Below are 22,926 nucleotides of genomic sequence, written 5' to 3'. Positions count from 1 at the left end.
CTAAACCGAGATTTCTTCATAAAACTAGTCCTCAATATGAGGCAACAATATCTCTACTTTTAAACTCAATCAATTTCCGGGGGGAATACCTAGGCTTCATACATTAAAACTTCATTTTAGTGGTAAGCCTTCTTTGTCATAAAAAGAGCTAACAAGTATCATTACAAAATCAATAAAAGCCCATACGAAGAAACCACCAAATGTAAGAAGCATTAATAGGCCTGTAAGATTTTTACCAACATAAAATCTATGCATTCCCATAAAACCAAATAACAAGCAAAGAACTGCTGCCACGGTTCTTTTTTTAATAGAGACTTTAGTGCCATAGCCAGCTATCGGAGCACCACAATTAGGGCATGAGATGGCCTTTTTTGAAACTACATCACCACATGTGTGGCAAAAGGTGAAACTTCTATCACTATTATTAGTATTACTTGCTTCTAGAGTCCCAGCGCTCATAATCATCCTCTATATGAAAACACGATTGGCAACCTTAGATTGTATAAACGACTATTTTTGTAAATGAAAATACAATAGCTGCTAACACAAAAAGCTTGCCACAAAATGCGGCAAGCTTTCGTTCGTAAAAGAAGTGCGGGAATGCCAGAACTCTTCTTTTACATTGTTAGATAGGTTGGTCGATTAACGCATCTTGCTGATATCGCAGTGATCCATATCGTTATAATCTTTATTATCGCCAGCCATTGACCAAATGAAAGCATAGGAACCGGTACCAACGCCTGAGTGAATAGACCATGCGGGCGAGAGAACTGCTTGTTCGTTGGCAACCATAATATGGCGGGTTTCTTCTGGCTCACCCATTAAGTGGAAGACACGGGTATCTTCTTCCATATTCCAGTAGCAGTATACTTCAGTACGGCGGTCGTGTGTGTGGCATGGCCAAGTGTTCCATGCGCCACCTTTCCCAATAACAGTCATGCCCATTGAAAGCTGGCAGGATTGAGCAACATCAGGATTAACGTACTGGAATAATGTACGCTTACTGGCATTGTCCGTGGAGCCAATTTCAACACGGCGGGCATCTTCATGACGCACTAAACGTGTTTCTATTGCCTTGTGGGCCGGTGTAGAGATGAGATAAAACTTTGCAGGATTTGATGCTTTCTCGCTCTCCAATGTAACCTGTTCAGTGCCCATGGAAATATACAGCAGATCTTTGGCATTTAAGTCATATGTTACCCCATCTGCAGTGATGCGGCCTTTACCACCGATGTTCATAATGCCAACTTCACGCTGCGCCAAAAACGTTTCTTGCCCAATTGGCTTAGCAGTTTCCAAAGTTATCGTATCTGTGGTCGGTACAACAGTTCCGACTATTGTACGGTCTAAATGCGTGTAAACCATTTTGGCTTCACCTGAGGTGAACAGCTCATCTAAAAGATAGTTTTCCCGCAATTCAGCACTATCAAAACTTTTGGTTTCACGTGGTGAGCACAGATGTTGTACTTTCATTTTCTTGAGCGGTTGCCCGCCTCCCTGGTTTATTTTCGGTTTCGGGGGGATTTTTAGTTTGGTGTGGGATCCAGATTCTTTAAATCCAGATCGTGTATGAAATATTCTGGGCGCAAATCATGGAACGTTTCCAAATCTATGCGCAGCTGCATCAGATGGTTCGTCATGTTTTGCGCCGCTAAATCGGCATTACCTTGTTCTATACCCGCTATAATTGCAGCGTGTTCTTCTACAACGCGCTGCATTCTACCTTCTTGTGGTAGTGTGAGACGGCGATAGCGGTCTATCTGAACACGAACCTGAAGAATAAGCTCCCAAATTCCTGGGTAACCAGCGATCCTCGTTATGTGTGTATGGAACAGGTCATCAGCGTAATGAAAAGCATTCCTATCGCTAGCGATCTGTGCTTCTTGCTGCTGCTCTAACAACGCTTTTAATGTGGTTATTTGACTGCCAGTTGCCACTTGCGCAGCGCGACGTACCATTGCCGCTTCCAGTGCTGAGCGTGCAATGATTGCCTCAGGTAAACTTGAAAGTGGGATACGGCCAACATAAGTACCTGATTTAGGAACAACTTCGACCAGTTTTTCTTCTGCCAAACGCTGTATAGCCTCGCGTACTGGCGTCCGGCTGACACCAAATTGTTCTGTCAAACGGTTTTCATTAATCAAAGTACCGGGAACGAGTTTGAGAGAAATAATATCTTCTCTTAGCTTCCGTCGCACAACCTCAGAGGCACTTCCTTTTTTGTTGGCACCTAGGAACATTGCCTCTCCTGCTGGCGGCGCATTTTGTGCTCTTGGCCTACGACGTGCTCTCGCTTTATTGGAGGTATCTTCCATTATGGTTCTCACGCTTATTTAAGAGAAGCCCCATTTATAGAAGCCAGACTCATTCATGCATTACTTATATTAGATGTATACATGTTATGTATATAAGGGGAGTCCCTAGTTGCTAGGATAAATATATCTTTCAACACACATCAGCTTTGAGATTTATTGCTGCGAAATATATTATGATAACAATATCAGTAATTTGTAGTTTTTCCACGCATTTATATAGCCATAAGGAAAAGAGTAGTTACGCAAAAAACCCGGCACATAGTCCGGGTTTTTATTCATGCTATTGCTTTTTAACTAAAGCGCTTCACGGTGAATTTTCACAATTGCTTTTTTGATTTTGCCAGCACCTGTTTTGCCTTCTACTTGCGGGCGGTGTAGCTCACCTGGGTAGAAAACTGCAAAATCAAGTGGAGCAAGCTCGATAAATTTCTCATCTTCGATAGCTGCTGTGAAGGCCACATCTTTATCGGCCATTAAGTCTTCCGAGACTTCACCATGTGGCATATGGCCATAACCCAACACTTCACTACCTTCGATTAGGATTTGTACATCTAAGTAGTTATTGTGGAATTCAGGACGACGCTTAGCCAACTCTTCGGTTTCTGCATCGACGACCAAGACGAAAGCCTTGTCACCATCAATATCATGACGCCCACTCTCAGGGTTGCCATTCAAAAGCTTTTTGGCGTCTTCAATATAACCAGCCAGTTTTGGCGCGATGTAGGGTACAATACCCAAATTATTTAGATTTGCTGATAACATTCTTTTCTCCAGTTTTTTATTAGCCAGCTATGAGATTCATAGGTACTGTTATGAGCTGCGGGAAGACGATGAACAAGATTAGCAATAGTGTGTAAACGCCGACGAATGGCAGAATACCAACAATCGCTTTTTCTACACGTAGCTTACCCACGCCACACACAACGTTCAGTACAGTTCCGACTGGCGGCGTAATGAGACCGATACAAGTGTTCATGATGAACATCAGACCAAAGTAAGCGGGATCAATACCGGCCTGCTTTACCACTGGCATCAACAACGGCACCAAGATAAGAACGGTTGGCGAGAGATCCATAACCATACCAATTGCCAATACCATGAGCATAATTGTAGCCATCAGCAAACGTGGACTATCAATCAATGGGCCAAGCAACATTGCCAATTGCTGCGGCAACTGAGCAACTGTGATGAGCCAGGAAGCAACCATCGCACAGCCAACTAGGAACATGATCATACCGGCTGACTTACAGGAGTTTACAAGAACCTCGTAAAACTTCTTGAGGGTCAATTCGCGGTAGATGAAGGCAGAGGTGAAGATAGCGTAGACAGCAGCAACAACAGCAGCTTCTGTTGGCGTAAAGATACCAAAGCGAATACCGATGATGATGATAAATGGCAAAACCAGTGCCCAGATGCCATCACGGAATGCCGCTTTACGCTCTGCTTTATCTGCTTTTTCAACTTGCTGCACATCTTCATTACGCATCAAGAAGTTCCAGGTGAGCATCAAGGCCAGACCCATCATAAGACCCGGAGCAATACCACCCATGAACAAACGCGAGATGGAGATATTACCAGCAACGCCAATGAGAATTAGCGGCACAGAAGGTGGAATAACTGGCGCAATGATGCCACCAGCTGCCAGCAGACCAGCAGAGCGGGTTTCAGGATACCCAGCACCGCGCATCATTGGTAACAAAATTGCAACTAGAGCTGCAGCATCAGCCGCTGCAGAACCGGAAAGACCGGCCAAGACAACGGAAGTGAAGATTGCAACGTAACCAAGGCCACCCTTTTTGTGCCCTAAGTAAGCCATGGCCAAACGCACGATACGCTTTGACAAGCCGCCACAAGCCATCGTTTCGCCTGCGACCAAGAAGAATGGAATTGCAAGCAAGGCAAAACTATCAACGCCATTTACCAAGGACGAAGCAAGGATATCGGGGGAGAACATATCCATATGCAACATCAAGCCGATAGCGGACAGCAGCAATGCAAAGGCAACTGGAACACCTAGTAAAATGGCGCCAAGCAAAACGCCAAGGAAAATAGCAAGCGTCATGATTAGACCTCCTCGTCGCCAGCTTTATCTGCAGAAGGTACTAAGAAGCGGTGCAGAGCTATTAAGCCCATTGCGGTACCACCAACAACGCCTGCAAGGTATAGTAGGGAAACCGGTACGCCACTCATTGGCATTTTATTGTACCAGTTCATGTCAACTTGTGTGTACGAACCTTTCACCAACATGTAGCAGCAAACCATAATGATGGCGTAGACAACACGTCGCAACACAAATAGAGCTTTCGGGGGAATGAAACTCTCAATCAATCTGAGCTCAAGATGGTCTCTTTTGCGCATGCAAAGGATGGCGCCTAAAAACGTCACCCAAACAAACAAATAGCGTGACAATTCAGCGGACATTAAAATACCGCTGTTGAAACCATAACGCAGCACAACGTTCACAAAAACCAAAATGATCATCAAGACCATGGCAGCTGACATTAAAAGGTTTAACCCCTCCCAAAACCAGTCAATGACACGTCGGAACTTGTCCATTACTTGCTCCCAAAGCGGCCAAGCCGCTCTTCATTTATTGGGCAACCACGTTAAGCGGTTTGTCCCTTTCATTGTATTTTGAATGCAACCTTACAGTCCGACAGTCTCAAATGCACTGGAAAATGCGCTGCGCATGCAAGATCAAGCATTCCTCTTATCGGGGGATTTAGCCGGGGAAGGCCTTTGCCCTCCCCGCGCATACTTTAGGACACCAGGAAGTCGTAGACAGGTTTTGCTACAGGCACACCATTTTGCTGACAGTCAGCAAAATATGCATGTTGCGGATCACCTGGAACCATAACTGTTTCATTACCCGGAGCCGGCTTCGCTGCGTGAAGCTCATTGACCATATTCGCCATGATATCTGCGTAGTTGCCTGTACCAAATTTAGCAGGATCAATGACAAGCATGAGCGATGCAAGGCCACGCATCTTGCTGTAATCACCGTACATTTTATTGATGTGCGGGCCAAACTGCGCCCCCATCAGAACACCGGTAAGAGCTTCAATTGCAAAAGCCACGCCGTAGCCTTTATGGGCACCAAATGGCGTTAGTGTTGCAAATTTCTCTGGGTCTGTGGTGTAGTTGCCATCAGCGTCAAGTGCTGATTGTTCTGGCAGTTTGCCACCTGTTTCTTTGGCATGCAGAACCTTACCAAACGCAATCCCGGAGGTTGCCATATCGAAAATAGCTGGCTCTTTGCCCTTTACAGGAAAACCAAAGGCAATTGGGTTGGTACCAAAGAATTTCTCTGCGCCGCCGAATGGAGCTACGCATGAGTCTGTTTGTGTCATGCTTATGCCAACAGTGCCAGCCTTTGCTGCCATTTCAACGAAGTATGCCAAGGCACCACAGTGAGATGTCTTTTTGACAGGAACGATACCGATACCGGTTTCCTTTGCCATTTCAATGGCTTTCTCAGTAGCAAGGATCATACCAGAGTGGCCCATGCCATCGTCTGAGTCCAATACCGCAGCAGATGCAGAAACTTGCTCAAAAGACATACTGGCATTTTTGTTCATGCCGCCTTCGGTCAAGCGCTTGCAATAGTGCTCAACACGCAGAACACCATGAGAGCGAACGCCGTGGCTATCGGCATAAACCAGCACATCAGCAACTTCATCTGCTGACTTTGCATTAAGGCCAGCAGCTGTAAGTTTTGCAACTGCGAGTTTTTTCAGTTCTTCGATGGATACTTTTACATCAGTCATTTGTACACCTGATCACTTGAAGTTGATGACGCCCTTGATGAGCTCTTTATTGTCGACAACATCCTCGCGATAGGTGTGGCCGATTGTTTCAAAGTCAAACTGGAAATTGTTAAGGAAATCAGAGCGTAAGTCGCCACTTTCAAAAAGGCTTACGACATAGTCGTAGTCTTCTTTTGACGAGTTGCGCGAGGACAGAAGCGTCGTTTCCTTTTTGTGGAATGTCGGATCGTCGATTTGCAAATCGCCAATGTACAAACCAACAAATACAATTTTACCACCATGACAAATGTAGTTCACCGCGTTGGTCATTGCCCGTTTGTTGCCGGTAACATCGAAAAGAACCTGCGCCAATTCACCATTGAAAGCGGCTTTCAAGTCGTCTTCATAGGTTTCACTGGTTGGGTTTAAGGTCTTCAGTTGCAAGCACTTTTCGATATGCTCAAGGCGGCTGTCCTGAACATCGACGACGACAACATTTGCACCCTTGGCTTTGGCAACAGCGGCAACACCAATACCAATTGGTCCAGCACCTACAACAATAACATTTTCGCCGCCGGAGATTGCGGAGCGACGCACAGCATGGGCGCTAATGGTGTAAGGCTCGATATAGGCTGCATCCAAAAAGCTGAAGCTTTCGGGAACTTTTAGAATATTCTCTGATTTTACAGCAAGATACTCGCAAAAACCACCATCCTCGTGAACGCCGTAAAGCGACGCACTCTCGCAGCAATTTGTTTTGCCAGCTTTACAGGCCGGGCATTTGCCGCAATATTTTACTGGCATTACAGCGACTTTATCGCCTTTGCTGATGCCTTCGCATTTTGGTCCAACAGACTCAATAATACCAGAAATTTCGTGACCGAGAACACGGGGATAATTGAAGAAGGGCTGATGACCTGTATAGGCATGGATATCGGTACCACAAATACCAATTGCCTTAATTTTTAACAGCACTTCATCATCTTTTGGTGTCGGCATTGGACGGTCGATGTAGACCATTTCCTCTGGCTTATTACAGATAAGTGTTTTCATTTTATTCACCAGCAATCAGAGATTGGACGTGAGCACGGGAGCCGCGCTCGGCGATGGAGCCATATGCACTTTTGACAGCATCAACAAACACTGCTTGTGCAACCAGTTCTGGGTAGAAAATTTTATTGATTGAAAGGAGTGCATCGACCACTTCATCGTTGGTCTTTTTCCCTTCCAGTGCACTTTGGATTTCTGGCAAGAGCGGATCGACAACTTCGTTTGCCTCACCTTTTGAATCCTTGCCTTGCACGTATGTCATCCAAGCGGCGACCGAAGTTGCAAGGCATACAAAGCTGTTGCCTTTGCTGATATGGAAGCGAATGGAATCAAGTGCGCGTTGTGGCAGTTTTTGCGAGCCATCCATGGCGATTTGCCATGTGCGGTGACGAATGCTGGTATTTGCAAAACGTCCCAGCAAAAGGTCTGCATATTTTTCCAGATCATCTGGCACGCGTAATGTAGGTGCTTGTTCTTCAAGCATTAATTTACGCGCAGCTTTGGCAAATACTTCATCGGCCATACAGTCAGAAATCGTTTCATGACCTGCCATAAAGCCCGAGTAAGCGAGGAATGAATGCGTGCCATTGAGCATGCGTAACTTCATTTCTTCGTAGGGCAACACATCGCCAACCAACATGGCATCAGCCTGCTCCCACTGTGGGCGGCCTTTAACGAAGTTGTCTTCAACAACCCATTGACGGAAAGGCTCACAAACAATGCCACATGGGTCTTCAAAACCAAGGATCGCTGTAACTTCTGCATGACTTTCTGGTGTCATGGCAGGAACGATACGATCGACCATGGTGCTTGGGAAGCTTACGTTTTGTGCAATCCACGCGCCCAGTTCAGCATCAATGCGGTTTGAAAGTGCTTTGACGCAGTTACCAATCAAATGACCGTTCTCTGGAATGTTATCGCAAGACAGTACACTAAATGGTGCTAATCCCCGCTCACGGCGCAAGCGCAGTGCTTCAACAATTACACCTAATGCACTCTTTGGATTTTGTGGATCTTCCAGATCACCTTGAATGAATGGATTATTAAAATTCAGCTCTCCAGATGCATCCGAGCAATAGCCTTTTTCGGTAATTGTTAAGGAAACTATGCGGATATCTTCATCACACATTGCTTCCAAAACTGCTTGCATACCATCCATTGTCGGGTGCAAAGAGCTGGTTACACAGCGAATTAGGCGGGTCGACAGGGAACTGTCTGATTTTTCAGTAACCGTGTACAAGTGATCTTGCTGACGCAAGGCCTCAATTGCATCTTCACCACCAACGAGGTTAACTTCGCAAATTCCCCACTTATCTGCGGCAGTTTCGTTGGTTAACTCATTATAGAGCGCCATGTGACCACGGTGAAATGCACCAAACCCCAAATGCACAATACGCGTTTTAAGCTCAGAACGATCGTAAGTGGTTTGAAGGATTTGCGATGGAAGCGCTTGAGTAGCAAGTGATGTCATTGATTTTATTCCAGTAGCATATTGCTATTTTATATATTGGTCAGCACTAACTATTTAGATGTTGGACCAATTTCATAAAAGGCACGCTAATATGGACTCCTCTTACCGTCAAGCTGTAATATTACGTAGGAATATATTGAATATCTGAGGTGGTAATTTATCTTATATTGGCAAAGTTGACTGTCCTATGGTAATAGTTATTGGACCAATTTAAGAAACCGAAGCATTCACTGGAAAAATCATGGTGATTATACAACCCCGGACGAAGCGTCTTTACCAAGAGCTTGCCCTACAAATAGAGGCGGAGCTTACGGGAAGCACTGAGATTAAACCGGGCGACAAGCTTCCGACCGAGCGAGAGCTATCTGAAACCCATCAAGTCAGCCGAACCACAGTACGTGAAGCCCTCATTATGCTTGAGTTAAAAGGCATTATTGAGGTTCGCAAAGGTTCCGGTGTTTTTTTCCTTGGTTTACCGCAGGAAATTAAAGAAAATAATTTACCAGATATTGGCCCCTTTGAACTATTACAAGCACGCCAATGGCTTGAAAGCTCTATCGCCGAACTTGCCGCTACGCATATTTCGGCCGGACAAATTCGGAAATTGCGCGATATTACGGCTCAAGCAGCCAAAGCGCCCAATGAAAACCTTGATAAACAGTTTCACGTGCTTATTGCCAAGGCCACACACAACAACATGCTCATAAAAGCAGCCAGTGACCTTTGGGATATAAGAACCGCTAATGGAATGTGGGAAAAACTAGAAGCTCGGATCACAGATATGGAGCCCCTTAAAAGGCAATGGCATGAGGACCATACCGAAATTCTTCATGCCCTTATGCGTCGCTCCCCCAAGGATGCCAAACGTGCAGTTTGGCACCACCTTGAAAACGTCAAGAACGCATTATTCGATGCTTCTGACGTGGAAGACCCAGACTTTGACGGCTTTGTATTTGCACCTAACCAGCAAACCCAATGAGGACCCCGATGACTACAGACATCATCAGTTTTGGTGAACCCCTTTTTGAATTCAGCCAAGTAAAAGGCGTCGAAACCGGCCCTGACTACTTGAGCGGCTTTGGTGGCGACACCTCCAACTTTGCATGTAGTGCTGCCCGCCAAGGCGCTAAAGTTTCTGTATTGGCGCATTTGGGCACCGACGTATTTGGCGACAAGTTCATTGATCTTTGGAAAAGTGAAGGCGTTGACACAAGCCTGGTTGAGCGTAACCCTGATGCGCCAACCGGGATCTATTTCATCTCTCATGATGAGCGTGGGCACCACTTTACCTTTGCACGCAAAGGCTCGGCTGCATCTTTAATCACACCAGAGCAAATGCCAGCGGAAGCCATTAAAGCTGCAAAGCTTTTCCACTTTTCTGCTATTACTCATGCGATTAGTGCTTGCTCGTCTGACTCTGTCTTCAAAGGCATCGAAATTGCCCGCGATGCCGGTACACTGACCTCATTTGACACCAACCTGCGCTTGAAGCTGTGGGGCCTGGAGCGTGCACGCGGTGTCATTCACGAAACTGCCAAGTATGTTGACTTTATCATGCCGTCCGTTGATGAGGCCGAAGTTTTGACCGGCCTTAGCGACCCTGACAAGATTTGTGACTATTACCTTGGGCTTGGCTCCAAGACGGTTATTTTAAAACTTGGTAAAGAAGGCGCGATGTATGCCACAAGTGATGCACGCGAACGCGTGGCCGGTAATCCGGTTGAAGCACTGGATGCAACTGGCGCAGGCGATTGCTTCTCTGGCGCATTCTTTGCAAACATCGTTGCTGGCAAATCGCTCTCTGACTCTCTACGCTACGCCAACGCAGCAGCTGCCTTGACCACACTTGGTTACGGTGCTGTTGCGCCTCTTCCATACGCAAAAGATGTGGAAGCATTTATGGCCGAGCGCGGCGTAAAGTAAAATTTGTTGGACCAATTTCACAAGAGGCTGGTCAATTCCTGACCAGCCCTCTTTTTTTGCCCATTTCAGCCTAGAGAATACCCATATTCTCGCCTATGAACCGACTGGTGCATACAGAGTGCAAAACGTATCAAAAACGTACGAAATGCGGCTTATGTTTGGTCCTATTTTGCCTGATGATACCAACAAGCGTTAAAGCCCCACACTTTATGGCGCGTGATAAAAAATTGGCGACCCCGAGGGGCCGCCTGACTGCCGCTTTATTTTTATTATTGATTGGGAAATGGTCGATGGATTTTCCCGGCCACGGCAGTCAATTTGAGATCAATGGAGTGAGAATTGATCTCAATTCACTTGACTGAATTATTGTTTGAATGGCGCTAGTTTCGTCCAATCGAATTCAACGCCAATGCCCGGGGTCTCTGGTGCGATAGCGCGGTAACCTTCGACAACCAATGGCCGCTTGGTATATTCATCAATCGGGAAAGAATGCACTTCGATGTAACCTGCATTGGTTTGTGAAGATACCAAGGATACGTGCAACTCTTGCATACCGTGACTACATACCGGAATATTGTTTTTACGTGCCATCTCGGCAACCTTCAGCCAACCGGTAACACCGCCACAGTTAGATGCATCTGGCTGGACGAAACTTAAATTCGACTGCTCAAAGGCATAACCAAACTCGTGCAGGGTGTGTAAGTTTTCACCCATTGCAACAGGGATACCTGTCTCTTCAGCAATAACGGCGTAGCCTTTGTAATCATCTGGAATGATTGGCTCTTCAAACCACAGCACATTATACTCTTTAAAAGCGTTTGCCGCTTCAATAGCCCTTGGCAAATCAAGAGAATAGTTTGCATCGACCATAAAGTCGATATTCGGGCCAATGAGTTCGCGTACTGCTTTTACACGGGCGACATCTTCGGCCAAGTCCGGCTTGCCAACTTTAATTTTAACACCATTAAAGCCGCGATCCAGATAGCCCTGAATATTCGAAAGCAGTTTCTCGAGCGTGAAATTAAGGTCAATACCACCACAGTAGGCACGGCAAGAGCGATCTGCACCACCGGCGATGCGCCAAAGAGGTTCGCCGACCTTTTTACAGCGAATATCCCAAAGAGCGATATCAATTGCAGAAATCGCAAAGGACGCAATACCACCACGACCCACATAATGGATATGCCATTCCATTTCTTCAAAGAGCTCTTCGATATTACCGGCTTTACGGCCAATGAGCATTGGGGCCAGATCATGCTCTATCATTGCCTTAATTGCGAAACCACCTTTGCCGCCGGTGTAAGTGTAGCCAGTACCCACACTTCCATCATCCAATGTGATTGTAACTGTCACCAGCTCAAAGAAAGTATGATCGCCGTGTTTGGCGTCTGACAAGACTTCCGCCAATGGAACATGGAAGATACTAGGCTCAACCTTGGTAATTTTCGCGTTAGGCATTGTTATCTCTTATTTGCACCGGGTTGCCGTCGGCCCAATTTTGGTAGGACCAAATTTCTTTTAATTGGTATACCGCTTGGCTATTATTTGCAATTATTATTGCTCGGATAGGTATTTGCACATATATTGCGTCTAGTTTTGATACTGAATTATATTTTTTTGTAGAACCAAACAGAGAAATTTGCTTAATTAGTGGAAATAGGTTTGGAGCTACAACCAAATGGAAAAAGTGGAACGGGCCGCGATAAAAGTTGCCCAAACCCTTGAGAGCGAAATTTTAAGTGGTGCTTTAAGTGATGGAAGTAACTTGCCAACAGAACGGCAATTGCTGGACCGCTTTTGTACAAGCCGCACCGTCATACGCGAAGCAATTGCCTTGCTGGATAGCCGAGGCTACCTAATAACCAAGCCAAGGCACCGACCAATTGTTCGCCGTCCTGGTTTTGATAGTGCCTTTAGCGTAGTTCGCAACGCGGCATCGCAATTGCTTACGGATGCGCAAGGGCTGCGCAACCTGTTTGAAACCCGGATTTTTATGGAAAAGGCTTTGGTACGCCACCTCGCCTTACATGCCAGGCGTGATGACATCGTGCAGCTTAAAGCCGCGCTGGAAGCAAATAAGCAATGCATTGATAACAGCGAAGCGTTTTACCAAACCGACATTGCTTTTCATCGCGTGCTTTACCGCGCCATGAACAACCCCATTTACGTGAGCATTCACGAGACCTACATCCTTTGGCTCAAGCAACGCTGGCAACAAATGCCGGACTGCCAGCAGCGCAACCAGCGCAATTACGATGAGCATACCCTAATTTATCAGGCTATCCTTGAACGTGATGCGGAACAGGCCGAGAAGATTATGGGGCAACATCTGGAAAACAGTTGGCAAGACGTGAAGATGACTTTCGAACTCATCCGGCAAGAAACAAAAATATCCGAGGCTGCAACTGGTGAAGCTTCGTTGCTCATTGACTAGTTTTTCAAGTTAATTGCAATGGTTGATTCTCGCGGAATAAGTGAGGGTCTTGTTCTCGAAGCGACGAAGTCTTGCGTGTCGCCGTTCAATCGGGCAATGAGCAAGCTGGAGACCTCTTGACCCATGGCAACAGGATTAAGCTCAACTGTGGTGAGGCTTGGTGTCCACATACTTGACAATGCAAGATTATCGAAGCCTGCAACTGCAACATCTTTTGTTACATCGACACCACAGTCACGCAACCCCGATAACGCCCCGAAAGCCATAATGTCATTATGACAGAAAAGCGCCGTGAAATTCACTCCATGCTTGGCCAGCTCTTTTGATGTCTTCAGTGCATCATCTCTGGTGGGGGGACAACTGATTTCCAATACATTTTCTTTAGCAATACCTGCCTCTGCCAGCGCGGCATAAAAACCTTGCGCACGCAATTGCGCGGTGGTTGTTCCCGGCAAGCCTGATAGCATCGCAAACTGCCTATGCCCTTGATCGAGAAAGTGTTTGCCAACAAGATAACTGCCGTGGTGGTCGTCGCGGCCGATAAAGTCCGCTTCCAAACCATGGACCTGCCTGACAATTGTAATGCAGGGAAGTTCGCGTTTGGTGATTGTTTTAAAATGCTCTGGTGTGGCGTTGGCGGTGGGGCTGACAATTATACCCGCAACACCATGGGCTATACTCTCATTTATCATGGCCACCATGCGCTCCGGCTCTTCACCGATATTTGCCAGAATTGGCAAGTAACCATGCTTGGACAATTCCACCTCGAGTGCTGCCGACATTTCGGCATAAAGCGGGTTTGCCATATCCTGCACCAGTACGCCCACAAGACGGGAGCGGCCCGAGCGCAGTTTTGCCGCACCATAATCGCGCACAAAGCCCAATTCATCCATAGCTTGTTTCACACGCAACTTGGTTGCATCGCTCATACGACCCGTGTCGTTTAAAGCATTGGAAACAGTGGCAACAGATACACCTGCTTTCCTTGCAATATCCGATACTGTTATTTTTGATTTACGCAAATAATTTCCCGCCACATCCAGTAGGTTGCTGCAGGCTATACTGCCTGCAACATAGATAGGTCCCTATTTATATTGTTATAAAAATGTATAGATTTGCTTTACAGCACTCCCTATGATTATCAAGTTCAGCTGAGTGATTGTAGATCCAGCTCGCCTTGCAAAGGTTCCCCTGCTTGATAGGCTAATAAGTTACCCAATGTCATATCTGCCATTTTTTGCCGTGTTTCATAGGTTGCGCTGGCCATGTGTGGCACCAAGGTTGCGTTTGATGCAGCACTGAGCCAGTGCGGCACCTCTGGCTCCTGCCAGTAAACATCTAGCGCTGCATGCCCTATGATGTTGTTTTGCAAAGCGTCTTGAAGTGCTTTCTCGTCAATCAAGCTACCCCTTGCCACATTGACCAGCAAGCCATCGGGCCCCAGAGCCGCAAGTACCTGCTTAGAAATCAACGATTTGGTTGCATCGCCGCCCGCGGCCGCTAAAACCAATATGCGGCTTTTTTTCGCGAGCTCTATTAGTTCCGGACAATATTGTTTCTCAAAGCCCGGTTTCTCGGAGAGGTCGTTATACAAAATTTCACAGCCAAGAGATTGAAAGAGCTGTGCTATTTTTTGGCCTATACGCCCAAAACCAACAATACCCACGGTTTTTTGCGCAACACTAAAGCCTATAGGTAGTTTCTTTTGTAGCCACTCTCCACTGCGCACAAAGCGGTCGCCCTCTGCAATGCGCCTTGATGCGGCCAATGCTAATGCCAAAGCCTGTTCTGCAACTGCATCGGTTAACACTGGTGTGGTGGTGACTTTTATACCGCGTTGCTTTGCCATTGCTAAGTCTATTTTGTCATAGCCGACACCGTAGATACTTATAATCTTCAAATTGGGCAAGTGCTGCATAAATTGCGCGGAGAGACCAAGCGTTCCTTTTGTTGCAACGGCCTCAACATTTTCTAGTGAGCTCAAAACTTCGGCTTCAGGCTTTGTTTCAACCAGCTCCCACCAACGATGCAGCTGAAATTTTTGCTGAAACAACTCGTTAATGTACTCCGGTGCATAAGCACTCAGTTGTAGCACTTCCATTTGAACCTCAGTAGATCTTATTATTAATTATTGCGCCCAATGCACTTACCTCAATGCTTGAGGCAAGTAAGCAACTATATTTAATATATAGACGATAGTCTACTAGGTTCTCAATGGGACTATTATTCAGAGCCTTATAGAGAACTTAAAACAGTTCAAAAGTACTCACCCAGAGTGAAACAGCTATCAACAGACCGTACAACACGCCACTACTATAGATTGCAGCTAACTATTAGAACACTGTAAATAATAGATAAAAAATGAGCACTATTATTGCTGTTACAGTACATGCGCGTAGCATGTGATTAATAAAGCGCACAAAACTCATTAATGGCCGTTGATTAATTATAGCGCTCATAATTGCCCCCCACTTTTGCTCGGCAATTACAATAGAACCAACCCAATAATAATCTGTTTGTAGATTGCCGGTAGTTTACTAGTAGATCTACAACCCATCATCTAATATATCTTTGCTCTTTTCTATAAGTAATAGATCTTAGGTGTATATGTGCTGTCAAATAAATCATAAAACAATAAATTGCTAAAATAAGTTATCAGGTGTTATCAAGAGGCGAAAACCATATATTATTCTTTGAAATCAATTCGTTATGTATATTCCTCTTACATTTTATTACATTACAACATACCTAGGTAAACTACTAGTTTGATTTCAATAGTCTAGCAACGTTATTATAAAACAAAGATAACAGGGCATGCTTCCTTTAAAAAATCAAGCATTAGCCAACGATAATAGCCAGGAAGAATGCGCATGGGACGTCCGGCCAATCTTACCAAGAGTATTTATAAGAAAATAAAAGACCACATAGAGGCTGGCGAGTATCCCGAGGGTTTCAAGCTGCCAACGGAGAGCGCGCTATGCGCCAAGTTCGAGGTTTCGCGCCCCGTCATACGTAATGTTATCGAGCGTTTGCGCGCTGAAGGCGTTGTCAAAACCGTGCGTGGCTCGGGGAGTTTTGTAGTCCGTGGGCGGCGTAGTGTGCCGGTTCCCTTTGTCGAAAAAGCCAGTTTCTCGGTTTCCAATATTGGTGATATCATTCAATGCCAAGAGACACGAATGATATTTGAAGGGGAAATGGCCTCTTACGCGGCTGAGCGGTGGCGTGACGATGATTTGAAAAACATCCAAGAAGCAATGGATGCGATTGTAGTAGGCGGCGTGAGCGGGGAAGAATCCGTTGAGGCAGATATTGCTTTTCATCGCTCTATTATGAAAGCCGCACATAATGAACACGCTCTTGCAATTTACGAAAGCATGGTACCGCAAATTCTAATTGGCATGAAAATGAGCAGCGGTCTGTATCCTGTACTCCCGGCCTTTGCTCAAAAACACGGGCTTGAAGAGCACAAGGCTATTTTGGATGCCATTGAACAGCGTGATACAAGAAAAGCACGCCGCGAGATGCGCAATCATATTTGCTTTACAAACGATTCTATTCGTTCCCCTGAGTAACATTACAAAGCCAGAACCATTGCAGCAAGAATGCTTGATATACAGGTTTCTTGCTGCTGCGGGATCGTTGTCAACGCCAATTCCGTGGACAAATTTGCCTATTAATTAGGATAGGCCATAATTTATTGTTTAACGATAATTTTAAAATTGTAAACGAAACATCACTCGCCTATAAGCCTAATAAATAACCATTAGGCATTTTCGTCCATGCAGTAGGTCGCCACCGGGCGCAATTGAGTTCGAATATGCAACTCTTGCGAGCTGATAGATGTTAACCGCACCAAGAATAACACGAAATTTGTTTCAAAAGCTCACAGATTCAGCTGAGTTTATAGGACAGAGCCTCGACAAGCGGCCCTATACTATAATTCTTTCCTGCCTATTTTTGCATGCTGTTATCTGGTCTCTGTTATCTTGGGCACTTGCTTCTAATTTGCCTCTCGACTCGGTTGAATCGCTTTATTGGGGGCATGAATGGCAGCTTGGCTATTTCAAGCACCCGCCAGTGACAGCCTGGATGGCAGAGGCTGCAGTTCTTATTTTCGGGCGTCATGATTTCGTTATTTATGCGCTCAGCCTTTTGTGCACATCACTAGCAATTTTGCCCATCGCTTTATACATTTGCGAAAAATTTGGCGGTCGGGCTGGTGTGTTTACCTGTTTGCTGGCGCTTGCCACCCACTTTACGACCCTCTCAGCCGTTGAGTATAACGTTAACATGGGTTTCCTGCCCTTCTGGAGCTGGATGGCCTACGCTTTTTTAAAAGCGCAAGAGAGCAACAAGCTCGCTTTTTGGGTGCTACTCGCCATCGTGAGCACCTTAGGTGTTATGGCCAAGTACACCGCTGGGATTTTGCTGATTGTTATGTTGGCGTGGGTTCTTTTGGGCAGACGTGATTTATTGCGCGAAAAAGGGCCTTACATTGCAGCGGGCCTATTTGTTGTGTTGATGCTACCGCACCTGATTTGGCTTTATAATGATGATTTCGGGCTAATTTCCTACGCTTTTGACAGAGCTGGCTCTAATGCCAACCTCATCTATAAGCATTTATGGTTGCCCACCCGGTTTTTACTGGACTTTGTTTACTCTATTGCCCCGATGCTATTAGTAATGGGCGTTTCGCTTGGTTATGTACGATTAAAGAAAATCCGCATTGCCGATACCACCGGATTGATTGGGCACATTCGCGGCAATGCCTTTTTGTTCATCAGTTTTGCAAGCGTTGCTTTTATTTTTGCAATGTCTTTGCTACTGGGCGCAAAAATCAAAAGCATATGGTCGATGCCTCTCGGCGTTGTTTTTTCCGGTGCTCTTGGCATATTGATGGCACGTTTTGGGACCAAAGAGCGTGATGGCAGATTTATTAAAGTATTTGCTGTTGTCTACCTCATTCTCATCATTGTTTACGCTGCAATTATGCTTATTGCTCCATTGGTAAAAAAATACCCCAAACGTATGTTGCACGATGGCCCTGCATTGGGAGAGATTGTTGACCAGTATTGGCAGCAGCATTCCACACAACCACTTAAATATATTATTGGCATACACTGGCCCGCCGGTAGTGCTGCCTGGTACGCCAAGGACAGACCTATAATGTTTGAAGAGGGCAACATACACTTCTCTCCTTGGGTTGATGAAGCAAGGCTACACAAAAGCGGCGCTATGTATGTTTCATATGGTGAGTTAACGGCTGGTGAAGAGGTTAACGGCCTATGTGTAGAAGACCCGAAACACGTTTTTTGGCCTGCGGCCTATGGCGTTCATTATAAAAAACACCCCAAAGTTTGGCTTGCGTATCTTGCACCCAAGAATGGCATAGACTGTAAAGGTAGCGCACAATGAAAAAGCAAAAGCTCACAATAGCCATACCCGTTTATAACGAAGCGGAAGCTCTTGCCGATTTTCATCAACGGATTTCAAGCGTTATCGAACGAATTGTTGATGAGTTTCCACTTGAGATCGATCTTATTTATGTGAATGACGGCAGCCGTGATGCGACCTACAGTGTCATGGAGCGGCTTGAAGCAGGCCGCTTTAAACTGCAGCTTATTAACTTCAGCCGCAACTTTGGCAAGGAAGCTGCGCTTAGTGCTGCCCTGGACCATTGCCATGATAGCGCTATTGTCTTTTTAGACGGCGATGGCCAGCACCCGCCCGAAATGCTGCCCGACTTTATTAAACACTGGCTCTACGACGAGGCGGATGTCATTTTTGCTGTGCAAGCCAAACGGCAGGACGGCTTTATAAAGCAACGCTTCGTCGGGGCTTTTTACCGGCTTATCAACGCCGGAAGCCGATTTGAAATTCCTAAAAATGCGGCGGATTATAAACTCCTTTCACCGCGGGCAATGCAAGCTTTGAAAGACTGCCCCGAAAAGGTACGTTTCTTTAAAGGCTTAAGCTCATGGATCGGGTTTAAACAGGTCAGCATACCCTATACGCCCGAAGCACGCATTGCAGGCTCTACCAAGTGGTCATTCCTCAAACTGATCGCCCTTAGCTCCGAGGGTGTTATATCTTTTTCTGTAGTGCCATTACGCGCCACAATGTTGCTGGGCTTTTTTATCGCCCTTAGTGCTTCAATTTACGGGTTCTGGATTATCTTCCAATTTTTCTTCTTGGGGTATTCACTGCCCGGTTATTCCTCTTTGATTACCGCCACTGTCTTCCTTGGCGGGGTTGAGCTGGTGATGCTCGGCATTTTGGGGGAATATATCGGCCATATTTTGCGCGAGGTTAAAAGCAGACCCGTTTACATTGTGGCTGAGAAAAGCGAAAAACCACGCATAGATAGCGATGAGGCAACAAGGCAGGAGCAATATGCTGTATATCGCGGATGATTATGCTTATACGCCTGAGGCGACTGCTGGTATTCTGGATTTAATGCGCGCCGGTAAAGTGCATGGTACCTCTTGCATGACAGCCTCGCCTTATTGGCCTGTTCATGCGCATGCACTTAAAAACCTTTGTGAAGAAAACAAAGGATTGCAAGCAGGTTTGCATATTACCCTTTCTGGAAGCTGGTTTGGCGCTTTAGAAAGCTCGCTTTGGAAAGGTGGTTTTCCCACTATGGAGCGTTTGTTGCTGACCAGCTTGGCCAGACAACTGGACTCCACCGAGATTGCGACAGAAGTACGCGCACAACTTGAAGCCTTTGTGAGTGTTTTTGGGCGGTTGCCAGACTATGTTGACGGACATCAACATTGTCATGTTTTTCCGCAGATCCGAAGTGTTGTTCTAACAGAATTACATAAAGCACAGTTCACTGGTTGGGTGCGCCATTGCGGGGGACCTATCAGGAACATTTTGCAACGCCCGTTTAAAGTTAAAGCGCTCATTCTCAATCATCTTTCAAATGCTATGCTTAGAATTAATCGGGAAGCATTTGCAACCAATAAGGATTTTTGTGGCCTCTATGATTTTGCCCCTTCCTCCGATTTTGAAGGATTGCTGCAAACATGGACGCGATTTGAAGATGATGCTTGCATCTTGATGTGCCATCCCGGCCATGACCTTCAGACTGGTACCCCAAGAAAATATAGGGATAGCGACAGTATTGCCTCGGCACGCTCGAGAGAATTTGCGCAGCTCAAAGCCTAATTGGGCGACCACATTGGCCTACCTTAGAGTACCGACAGTGCCTCCCCTTCAATAAACGCATCCTCTTTAATAAAGGTGTAATAAAATACTAATGATAACTGCGCGGATTTCTCATCGGCTGGAAAGTAGTCCAGCATTACAACTTAATGTTCTCATTTTAAGCCATGTTCTCATATGGACTATCGTTTTTTTGGCCGTGAATTACCCCGGTGGCCTTACGGATGATATGCTGGAGACTTTCTCCTGGGGGCAAGAATATGCGATGGGCTATTACAAGCACCCACCCTTTTACAGTTGGGTCGCAGGCCTGTGGTTCGAGTTTTTCACCACCAACAATTTGAACTACTATTTGCTCGCCTCGCTCAACAGTGCTGTTGGCTTATTGGGAGTTTGGTTCGTTGCCGGACGCTATACGCGTGGTCTCAACCGCTTGGCGGCAGTATTATTGCTTGAGCTTGTGCCGCTTTACACCCTGCAAAGCTACAATTTTAATGCCAATATCTTCTCGCTATCCATTTGGCCTTGGACCGTTTATGCGTTTTTGCGCTCATTTGAAGACCGTAACTATTTTTGGACGATAATATTTGGTGCCCTTGGTGCAGCTGATGTGTTGACGAAATATTATGGCGGTATTCTGCTGGCCAGCTGCGTTTTAACTTCGGTTTGCACAAAGGACTGGCGCAGCTATTACAAAAGTGCGCATCCATATTTAAGCGTTGCGGTATTTGCCGCTTGCATGGTGCCACATGCGCTTTGGGTTTTTTCTGCTCCCGTTACTCCCTTTGATTACCTAGAGGGCAAAATGCACGGGTTTCCCTACCTAAGAAAGGTTGAAAAAGCGCTCAAAACCTTCGCCTCAGGCATTGCTTTCCATGCCCTTTTGTTTCTTTGCCTTTACTACCTGCGCAAAGAAGTCCTACTGAAATTTAAAGGAATGATGCCGCGAGCATGGTGTGAACCTAAAATCCGCATCTTAACCTTGGTCAGTTTATTGCCATTCGTATTGACTATTTTTTGCGGACTTGTACTCGGCGTTAAACTTTCAAGCCGGTTTTTGATTCCGGCATTTGCACTTGTCCCACTATGGCTTTTAGTGGTTTTGCAAGCACAATGTAACTGGCGGTTCATTAAAGTAAGCAGCATCCTTGCGGTTAGCTTTGCGCTTGTTCTGGTGGTCGGTTCGCCAATCAATTCGTACTTGCGTTTAAAGGACCCATTAAAAGAGCATATCGACCCCCGGCAGCAAGTTGCAGATTTTGTTGGTAAAGAGTGGCGAAAGTTTTCTCATAGGCCCATGCAGTTGGCGGCAGGAACGCAATCCTACTCACTGGCCGTTGTTTATTATGACCCCATGAACCCATCGCATTATACCGAGTTCAATCGTGGCTACGCGCCTTGGGTGCATGAGGATATGCTTGGCAATAAAACAATGGCTGTTATTTGTCTTATGCAAGATCAAAACTGCCTGAGCCAAAGTGACGGGCTTGCGCAAAAATATGAAGGCGGGCGTGTGAAGCAAGAAAAGTTTTCCAGCCATAACCGCGCTTTCTGGTTTGACGGCGAGACAATTGAATTTCAGCTAACCATGTTGGAACCTGCGCAGTAATCGTTATTGCCGTAGCACCCAATCGTTTGGTTGTTTACGCTTGCAGCAACTTATCGGCAGGGGTATATCCCCTGCTTTTTTAAAGGGGCAGCAGCGCCTTGAGTAAGCCATTGCTTGAGCATTTTCTGCAGTAATTTGATGTTTTCTCTAGTATATTCTACCTACACAAATTGATGAGTACTTGCTTTAGTAGCTCGCTGCTCTAATACTCCCCCTACTTAAAACCAATGAATTAGGGTGGACCTATGAAACGTATCGGGATGATTTTAGCTGCAAGTGCAATTTTTGCAGCTGGAAGTGCATTTGCGGAGACGCGTATTACTTATAAGGCGGCTAAGACTTCTTCTTCCTACTATCAAATGGCAGTACAAATTGCCGAAGCGATGAAAAAGTCTTCCGATGGCAATATCATTGTAACTGTTGAGGAAAGCCAAGGTTCTGTTCAAAATGTTTTAGAAGCCTCGGTACGCCAAGGTAATTATGTCTTTACATCCCCTCCATCTCTCGTTGGGTTGGCGCAGCAAGGTAAGGCAATGTTTGCCAAGCGCCCATCTCCCCGTTTCCAAGAGATTAGAGCCCTTTACCCTATCCCTTCTTTGAGCATGCACTTTGTTGTACGCGCTGACAGCGGCGTTAACAGCTTTGCTGACCTTGCCGGAAAGAAAATTCTTATCGGCAAAGGCTCATTTGGGGCAAAAGAAGGGGCTAAATACATTAAGTTGTTTGGCCTTGAAGGCAAAGTAAAGCTCGCCGATGTGGAACTTTCCAATGCGGTGCCAGCTTTAAAGAACCGCCGCATTGATGGTTTTGTGACCTCCGGCTCTTTCCCTGCACCCAATGTTATTGAAGCAGCTGCTGGAACCGGCGTTAAAGTCCTATCCTTGAGCGATGCGGAAATCGCTAAAACAAAGCGTACGAAAGTTGTTATACCAGCTGGCACATACTCTGGCCAAGAGCAAGCAATCACAACAACCTCATTGCCTGTTATTGCTTACAGCACCACGCAAATGGATAATGACACCGCATACGCTTATACCAAAAACTTTTGGGCAGAAAAAAAGCGCATGGGTGAAAATGCAGCATGGTGGAATGGTGTAACACCTGATTTACTGGCTAACATTAAAGGTAAAATCCATCCTGGTGCTTTAAAGTACTATGATGAAGCCGGCTTTAAAATCAGAGACGATCAGCGCTAATCAAGCGTTTAA

General features: G+C 45.9%; 21 protein-coding genes. 9 read left to right on the top strand and 12 right to left on the bottom strand.

The annotated features are described in order from the left end of the window. Positions 1-111: 111 nt before the first annotated feature. The 9 genes from AYK67_RS13860 to AYK67_RS13820 all read right to left on the bottom strand — a co-directional run bounded on the left by AYK67_RS13860 (position 112) and on the right by AYK67_RS13820 (position 8,582). Positions 112-459 carry a TM2 domain-containing protein gene (locus AYK67_RS13860; RefSeq protein WP_068087969.1) on the bottom strand — a complete coding sequence of 116 codons (348 nt, stop codon included), beginning with the start codon at positions 457-459 and terminating at the stop codon, positions 112-114. A 183-nt stretch (positions 460-642) separates the two neighbouring features. Next, positions 643-1,473 carry a 5-dehydro-4-deoxy-D-glucuronate isomerase gene (gene kduI / locus AYK67_RS13855; RefSeq protein WP_068087968.1) on the bottom strand — a complete coding sequence of 277 codons (831 nt, stop codon included), beginning with the start codon at positions 1,471-1,473 and terminating at the stop codon, positions 643-645. 53 nt (positions 1,474-1,526) lie between these two features. Next, a complete protein-coding gene (locus AYK67_RS13850) occupies positions 1,527-2,315 on the bottom strand; it encodes a GntR family transcriptional regulator (protein WP_206597542.1) in 789 nt (262 codons plus the stop codon). A 294-nt stretch (positions 2,316-2,609) separates the two neighbouring features. Then, positions 2,610-3,077 carry a NanQ anomerase/TabA/YiaL family protein gene (locus AYK67_RS13845; RefSeq protein ID WP_068087966.1) on the bottom strand — a complete coding sequence of 156 codons (468 nt, stop codon included), beginning with the start codon at positions 3,075-3,077 and terminating at the stop codon, positions 2,610-2,612. Between the two features lie 19 nt (positions 3,078-3,096). Beyond that, positions 3,097-4,377 (bottom strand): TRAP transporter large permease subunit, encoded by a 1,281-nt coding sequence (locus AYK67_RS13840; RefSeq protein ID WP_068087963.1) that lies wholly within the window; start codon positions 4,375-4,377, stop codon positions 3,097-3,099. Between the two features lie 2 nt (positions 4,378-4,379). Beyond that, positions 4,380-4,871 (bottom strand): TRAP transporter small permease, encoded by a 492-nt coding sequence (locus tag AYK67_RS13835; RefSeq protein ID WP_068087960.1) that lies wholly within the window; start codon positions 4,869-4,871, stop codon positions 4,380-4,382. Positions 4,872-5,074: 203 nt separating this feature from the next. Then, positions 5,075-6,082: an Ldh family oxidoreductase gene (locus AYK67_RS13830; protein ID WP_068087957.1), complete on the bottom strand. Its 1,008-nt coding sequence runs from the start codon at positions 6,080-6,082 to the stop codon at positions 5,075-5,077. 12 nt (positions 6,083-6,094) lie between these two features. Then, entirely contained in the window at positions 6,095-7,114 is a 1,020-nt protein-coding gene (locus AYK67_RS13825; protein ID WP_068087954.1) for a zinc-binding alcohol dehydrogenase family protein, read from the bottom strand. 1 nt (position 7,115) lies between these two features. Next, complete coding sequence (locus tag AYK67_RS13820; RefSeq protein ID WP_068087949.1) at positions 7,116-8,582, bottom strand: mannitol dehydrogenase family protein; 1,467 nt, start codon at positions 8,580-8,582, stop codon at positions 7,116-7,118. A gap of 241 nt (positions 8,583-8,823) precedes the next feature. Here AYK67_RS13820 and AYK67_RS13815 point away from each other — a divergent pair, with 241 nt between their 5' ends. Together AYK67_RS13815 and AYK67_RS13810 are read left to right on the top strand one after the other, a co-directional pair. Continuing rightward, a complete protein-coding gene (locus tag AYK67_RS13815) occupies positions 8,824-9,561 on the top strand; it encodes an FCD domain-containing protein (protein ID WP_068087946.1) in 738 nt (245 codons plus the stop codon). Between the two features lie 8 nt (positions 9,562-9,569). Further along, positions 9,570-10,505, top strand: a complete 936-nt coding sequence (locus AYK67_RS13810) for a sugar kinase (protein ID WP_068087943.1) — start codon at positions 9,570-9,572, stop codon at positions 10,503-10,505. A gap of 363 nt (positions 10,506-10,868) precedes the next feature. Here AYK67_RS13810 and AYK67_RS13800 read toward each other — a convergent pair whose 3' ends face one another. Continuing rightward, positions 10,869-11,963: a mandelate racemase/muconate lactonizing enzyme family protein gene (locus tag AYK67_RS13800; protein ID WP_068087933.1), complete on the bottom strand. Its 1,095-nt coding sequence runs from the start codon at positions 11,961-11,963 to the stop codon at positions 10,869-10,871. Between the two features lie 220 nt (positions 11,964-12,183). Here AYK67_RS13800 and AYK67_RS13790 point away from each other — a divergent pair, with 220 nt between their 5' ends. Further along, positions 12,184-12,939 (top strand): FadR/GntR family transcriptional regulator, encoded by a 756-nt coding sequence (locus tag AYK67_RS13790; RefSeq protein WP_068087931.1) that lies wholly within the window; start codon positions 12,184-12,186, stop codon positions 12,937-12,939. On the opposite strand, the gene AYK67_RS13785 is transcribed toward AYK67_RS13790, so the two are convergent. Together AYK67_RS13785 and AYK67_RS13780 are read right to left on the bottom strand one after the other, a co-directional pair. Beyond that, a complete protein-coding gene (locus tag AYK67_RS13785; RefSeq protein WP_068087924.1) occupies positions 12,936-13,961 on the bottom strand; it encodes a LacI family DNA-binding transcriptional regulator in 1,026 nt (341 codons plus the stop codon). The genes AYK67_RS13790 and AYK67_RS13785 overlap by 4 nt on opposite strands. A 125-nt stretch (positions 13,962-14,086) precedes the next feature. After that, complete coding sequence (locus AYK67_RS13780) at positions 14,087-15,040, bottom strand: 2-hydroxyacid dehydrogenase (protein ID WP_068087923.1); 954 nt, start codon at positions 15,038-15,040, stop codon at positions 14,087-14,089. 769 nt (positions 15,041-15,809) lie between these two features. Here AYK67_RS13780 and AYK67_RS13775 point away from each other — a divergent pair. The 6 genes from AYK67_RS13775 (at position 15,810) to AYK67_RS13750 (ending at position 22,914) form a co-directional block, all read left to right on the top strand. Next, positions 15,810-16,511: a FadR/GntR family transcriptional regulator gene (locus tag AYK67_RS13775; RefSeq protein ID WP_068087921.1), complete on the top strand. Its 702-nt coding sequence runs from the start codon at positions 15,810-15,812 to the stop codon at positions 16,509-16,511. Positions 16,512-16,779: 268 nt separating this feature from the next. Further along, entirely contained in the window at positions 16,780-18,354 is a 1,575-nt protein-coding gene (locus tag AYK67_RS13770; protein ID WP_068087914.1) for a glycosyltransferase family 39 protein, read from the top strand. Continuing rightward, on the top strand, positions 18,351-19,352 hold the full coding sequence (locus AYK67_RS13765) for a glycosyltransferase family 2 protein (protein WP_082735827.1): 1,002 nt from the start codon (positions 18,351-18,353) through the stop codon (positions 19,350-19,352). The genes AYK67_RS13770 and AYK67_RS13765 overlap by 4 nt, the downstream gene beginning before the upstream one ends. Next, the gene (locus tag AYK67_RS13760; protein WP_068087911.1) at positions 19,333-20,112 is read left to right on the top strand and encodes a ChbG/HpnK family deacetylase; all 780 of its coding nucleotides are present in this window, start codon (positions 19,333-19,335) and stop codon (positions 20,110-20,112) included. The genes AYK67_RS13765 and AYK67_RS13760 overlap by 20 nt, the downstream gene beginning before the upstream one ends. A 91-nt stretch (positions 20,113-20,203) precedes the next feature. Further along, positions 20,204-21,718 (top strand): glycosyltransferase family 39 protein, encoded by a 1,515-nt coding sequence (locus AYK67_RS13755; protein ID WP_068087906.1) that lies wholly within the window; start codon positions 20,204-20,206, stop codon positions 21,716-21,718. A 245-nt stretch (positions 21,719-21,963) separates the two neighbouring features. Further along, a complete protein-coding gene (locus AYK67_RS13750) occupies positions 21,964-22,914 on the top strand; it encodes a TAXI family TRAP transporter solute-binding subunit (protein WP_068087904.1) in 951 nt (316 codons plus the stop codon). Positions 22,915-22,926: the final 12 nt, after the last annotated feature.

It is taken from the genome of Polycladidibacter stylochi (assembly GCF_001562055.1).
GTDB lineage: Bacteria > Pseudomonadota > Alphaproteobacteria > Rhizobiales > Stappiaceae > Pseudovibrio > Pseudovibrio stylochi.
Note: the sequence above shows the minus strand (reverse complement) of the source record. Positions and strands in the feature narration are given on the sequence as shown.